Here is a 4,888-nt window from a genome sequence, read left to right as displayed (position 1 = left end):
AGACCACGTTCACCGAGGAGACCGAGACCGACCTGTTCGGCGAGCAGGCCGTGCTGTGCGGCGGTGCCTCGCAGCTCGTCATGTACGGCTTCGAGGTCCTCACCGAGGCCGGCTACCAGCCCGAGGTCGCGTACTTCGAGGTGCTGCACGAGCTCAAGCTCATCGTCGACCTCATGGTCGAGGGCGGTATCGCGAAGCAGCGCTGGAGCGTCTCCGACACCGCGGAGTACGGCGACTACGTCTCCGGCCCGCGGGTCATCAGCCCGGTCGTCAAGGAGAACATGAAGGCGGTTCTCGCGGACATCCAGTCGGGTGCCTTCGCGGCGCGGTTCATCGCGGACCAGGACGCCGGGGCGCCGGAGTTCAAGGCCCTGCGGGCCCAGGGCGAGGCGCACCCCATCGAGACCACCGGGCGCGAGCTGCGCAAGATGTTCTCCTGGATCAAGCCGAGCGACTCGGACTACGTCGAGGGCCACGCGGCCCGCTGACGCGGCACGGGCCCTCCGCACCCTCACGAGGGTGCGGAGGGTCCCGTCCTCGGGTGGAGCGTCCGGGCACGTCGCGCGGAGGGTTCGGTCAGACCGCGGAGGGTTCGGTCAGCCCGCGGAGGGTTCGGTCAGCCCGCGGAGGGTTCGGTCAGCCCGCGGAGCGATCGGTCCTGGTGCGGAGCGGCGGGGTGCGACACGCTGGCGTGTCTCGACCCGAACGCTCCGCACCCGCCCGGGGGACACGGATGGCGTGCGGACGACGGCGTCCCGCGGTGGAGGGACGGATCCGCAGGGGTCCGAAAACTGAGATGGCCATCCCGACATATGGGACGAGAGAGATAGGGTCGGACGCATGACACGCACCGTGAAGCTGGCCGTCGTCGCCGGGGACGGCATCGGGACCGAGGTCGTCGAGCAGGGTCTGCTGGTGCTCGATGCAGCGCTCGCCGGCACCGACGTGACGATCGCCCCGACCCACCTCGACCTGGGCGCGCGCCGCTGGCACGCGACGGGTGAGACGCTCACGGACGCGGACCTCGCGACCGTGCGGGCGCACGACGCGATCCTGCTCGGTGCGATCGGCGACCCGGGCGTGCCGTCGGGCGTGCTCGAGCGTGGGCTGCTGCTGCGCCTGCGGTTCGAGCTCGACCACTACGTCAACCTGCGCCCCGCACGCCTGTACCCGGGGGTGCGCTCGCCGCTCGCCGACCCGGGCGAGGTGGACTTCGTCGTCGTCCGCGAGGGCACCGAGGGTCCCTACGTCGGCAACGGCGGGGCGATCCGCGTGGGCACCCCGCACGAGGTCGCCAACGAGGTGAGCGTCAACACCGCCTTCGGCGTCGAGCGCGTGGTCCGGGACGCGTTCGCGCGCGCCGCCGCCCGTCCCCGCCGGCACCTGACGCTCGTGCACAAGCACAACGTGCTGGTGCACGCCGGCCACCTGTGGCGCCGCACGGTCGAGGCCGTCAACGCCGACTTCCCCAGCGTCACCACGGACTACCTCCACGTCGACGCGGCGACGATCTTCATGACCACGAAGCCGTCGCGGTTCGACGTCATCGTCACGGACAACCTCTTCGGCGACATCCTCACCGACCAGGCCGCCGCCATCACCGGTGGCATCGGTCTGGCGGCGTCGGGCAACATCAACCCGGACCGCACCACGCCCTCGATGTTCGAGCCCGTGCACGGCTCGGCGCCGGACATCGCGGGCCAGGGCAAGGCGGACCCGACCGCGACGGTCATGAGCGTGAGCATGCTGCTCGACCACCTGGGCCTGGCCGAGGCCGCGGCGCGCGTCGAGGCGGCCGTCGCGGCCGACCTCGCCGAGCGGGGCGACCGAGTACGGACGACGGCCGAGGTGGGCTCCGACCTGGCGGCACGCGTCGCCGGCTGATCTCCCCCCGTCGGCCGTCACCGCCGGTACCCTCGCAACCCTGGTGAAAGGACCCGACATGACCGCGCTTCCCGGTACGACGGCGATCACGGCCGACGCGTACGCCGTCACGCCCAGCGACCACCGGCGCCCAGCGGCCGAGCGCGCCGACCTCATGGCCGCCCCGACCTTCGGCACGGTCTTCACCGACCACATGGTCCGCGTCGACTGGTCGGCGGACGGCGGCTGGACGCACCGACGCGTCGTCGCCCACGGCCCGCTGCAGCTGGACCCGGGCGCGGCCGTCCTGCACTACGGCCAGGAGGTCTTCGAGGGGCTCAAGGCCTACCGGCACGTCGACGGCTCCGTGTGGACCTTCCGGCCCGAGGCCAATGCGCGACGCTTCGCGGCGTCGGCCCGTCGACTGGCGCTCCCGGAGCTCCCCGTCGAGGACTTCCTCGCCTCGATCGAGGCACTGGTGCGCACCGACGAGGCGTGGGTGCCCTCCGGCGACGAGACGAGCCTGTACCTGCGCCCGTTCATGTTCGCGTCCGAGACGTTCCTCGGTGTGCGTCCGGCGCGCGGCGTGGACTACGTCGTCATCGCCTCGCCGGTCGGCCCGTACTTCGCCGGGGGCGTGCGGCCGGTCTCGATCTGGGTCGCCGAGGACTACCACCGCGCGGGTCCCGGCGGCACGGGCGCCGCGAAGTGCGGCGGCAACTACGCCGCGAGCCTGCTGCCCCAGCAGGAGGCCTACGGTCACGGCTGCGAGCAGGTCTGCTTCCTCGACGCCGCGACCAACACCCTGCTCGAGGAGCTCGGCGGGATGAACGTCATGACCGTGCGGCGCGACGGCTCGGTGGTCACGCCGGCGCTGAGCGGCACGATCCTCGAGGGCGTCACGCGCGACTCGATCCTCACCCTGCTGCGCGAGGGCGGGCACGAGGTCGTCGAGCGGGACGTGCCCCTGGCCGAGGTGCTCGACGGGCTGCGGTCTGGCGAGGTGACCGAGGTCTTCGCGTGCGGGACGGCTGCCGTGGTGACGCCCATCGGGCGGCTCGCGGGCGAGGGGTTCGACCTGCCTGTCAACGGCGGCGCGACGGGAACCGTCACGGCGGCGATCCGCCACCAGCTGACCTCGATCCAGTACGGACGGGCCACCGACACGCACGGGTGGATGCACCGGCTCGTCTGACCGACGACGCCGCCCGGTGCGGCGCCGGGCCCGAGGTCCCGGCGCCACCCGGCGGGACGATGCTTCCCGGACCGCGTGACGTGTGCCATGATGCCCGCGTGACCCGGTTCACCCTCATTATCGAGTAGCGCGTTCGGCACACCCGCCGGACGCGCAGACCTCCCGTACCCCGGGGGGTCTTTTTGTTGGTCCGGGCACACCCGTCCGGCCGACGTCGGCCCCGGCACCACCCCCGCCCGGGCAGGACATCAGGTCACGCACCACCAGCAGGACGCACCGCGAGCAGCACCCGCCACACCAGCTCGACCGCAGGCACCGCAGCCGGCGGCCCGACCGAGGAGAACCCGGTGGACACCACCTTCGACGTCTACGACACCACCCTGCGCGACGGCGCGCAGCAGGAGGGCATGAACCTGTCCGTCGCGGACAAGCTCGCCATCGCCCCCCTGCTCGACGAGCTCGGGGTCGGCTTCATCGAGGGCGGCTGGCCGGGTGCGATCCCCAAGGACACCGAGTTCTTCCGGCGGGCGGCCAAGGAGCTGGACCTGCGCACAGCAGTGCTCGCCGCCTTCGGTGCCACCCGCAAGGCGGGCGTCAAGGCGTCGGACGACGTGCAGGTGCGCGCGCTCCTGGACAGCGAGGCACCCGTGGTGACCCTCGTGGCCAAGAGCGACATCCGGCACGTGGAGCGCGCGCTGCGCACCACGGGCGAGGAGAACCTCGCGATGATCGCCGACACCGTGGCCTTCCTGCGGGGCGAGGGCCGACGCGTCGTCCTGGACGCCGAGCACTTCTTCGACGGCTACCGGTTCGACCCCGACTACGCGGTGCGCGCGGCCGTCGCCGCGTTCGAGGCGGGAGCAGAGACGGTGGTGCTGTGCGACACCAACGGCGGGATGCTGCCCGAGTGGGTGCACGAGATCGTCGCAGCCGTCGGCGCCCGCACGGGTGGCCGGCTGGGCATGCACGCGCACAACGACACGGGCTGCGCCGTCGCCAACACCCTGGCCGCGGTCTCGGCCGGTGCCGTGCACGTCCAGGGCACCATCAACGGCTACGGCGAGCGCACGGGCAACGCGGACCTGCTCACCGTCGTGGCGAACCTCGAGCTGAAGACCGGCCGGCGCACGCTGGCCGACGACGGCCTGCGCAAGATGACCCAGATCGCGCACGCGATCAGCGAGATCACGGTCATCGCGCCGTTCGCGCGCCAGCCGTACGTCGGGGCCAGCGCGTTCGCGCACAAGGCGGGCCTGCACGCCAGCGCGATCAAGGTCGACCCGGACATGTACCAGCACGCCGACCCCCAGGCCGTGGGCAACGACATGCGCATGCTCGTCTCGGACATGGCCGGGCGGGCCTCGATCGAGCTCAAGGGCCGCGAGCTGGGCTTCGACCTCGCGGGCCGCGACGAGCTGTTGTCCAAGGTGACCAACCGGGTCAAGGACGCCGAGGCACAGGGCTACACCTACGACGCAGCGGACGCCTCGTTCGAGCTGTTGCTGCGCGAGGAGCTCGACGGCACCCGGCTCGCCTACTTCACCACCGAGAGCTGGCGCGTCTTCGTCGAGACCGCGGCCGGGGACCCGACCCAGGCCAGCAGCGAGGCCACGGTGAAGATGCACGTGGGCGGTGAGCGCGTGCTGGCGACGGGGGAGGGGAACGGTCCCGTCAACGCGCTGGACCACGCCCTGCGCAAGGCGATCGCCGCGACCTACCCGGAGATCGAGCGGTTCGAGCTCATCGACTTCAAGGTCCGCATCCTCGACACCCAGCACGGCACGGACGCCACCACCCGCGTGCTCGTCGAGACGATGGACACGGAGGCCG

The 4,888-nt window shown here is 72.1% G+C and carries 3 protein-coding genes and 1 pseudogene; all 4 read left to right on the top strand.

What is annotated here, in order from left to right; translation table 11 throughout:
• Positions 1-488: pseudogene (locus PKY62_RS12065) on the top strand (ketol-acid reductoisomerase); the annotation flags it as partial.
• Positions 489-840: 352 nt separating this feature from the next.
• Positions 841-1,884, top strand: coding sequence for a 3-isopropylmalate dehydrogenase (locus PKY62_RS12060; protein WP_324537288.1), 1,044 nt, complete (start codon positions 841-843; stop codon positions 1,882-1,884).
• Positions 1,885-1,942: 58 nt separating this feature from the next.
• Entirely contained in the window at positions 1,943-3,058 is a 1,116-nt protein-coding gene (locus PKY62_RS12055; RefSeq protein WP_324537286.1) for a branched-chain amino acid aminotransferase, read from the top strand.
• Positions 3,059-3,465: 407 nt separating this feature from the next.
• Positions 3,466-4,888: citramalate synthase (gene cimA, locus PKY62_RS12050; protein WP_324537290.1), on the top strand; the 1,423-nt coding region annotated here is incomplete at its 3' end.

The organism is Actinotalea sp., from assembly GCF_035443605.1.
Lineage (GTDB): Bacteria > Actinomycetota > Actinomycetes > Actinomycetales > Cellulomonadaceae > Actinotalea.
This window is presented reverse-complemented; position numbering and strand designations above follow the sequence as displayed.

Excerpts from the sequence above, each read along its gene's own strand:
- PKY62_RS12060 (WP_324537288.1), top strand. The coding sequence starts at position 841 with ATGACACGCACCGTGAAGCTGGCCGTCGTCGCCGGGGACGGCATCGGG.
- PKY62_RS12055 (WP_324537286.1), top strand. The coding sequence starts at position 1,943 with ATGACCGCGCTTCCCGGTACGACGGCGATCACGGCCGACGCGTACGCC.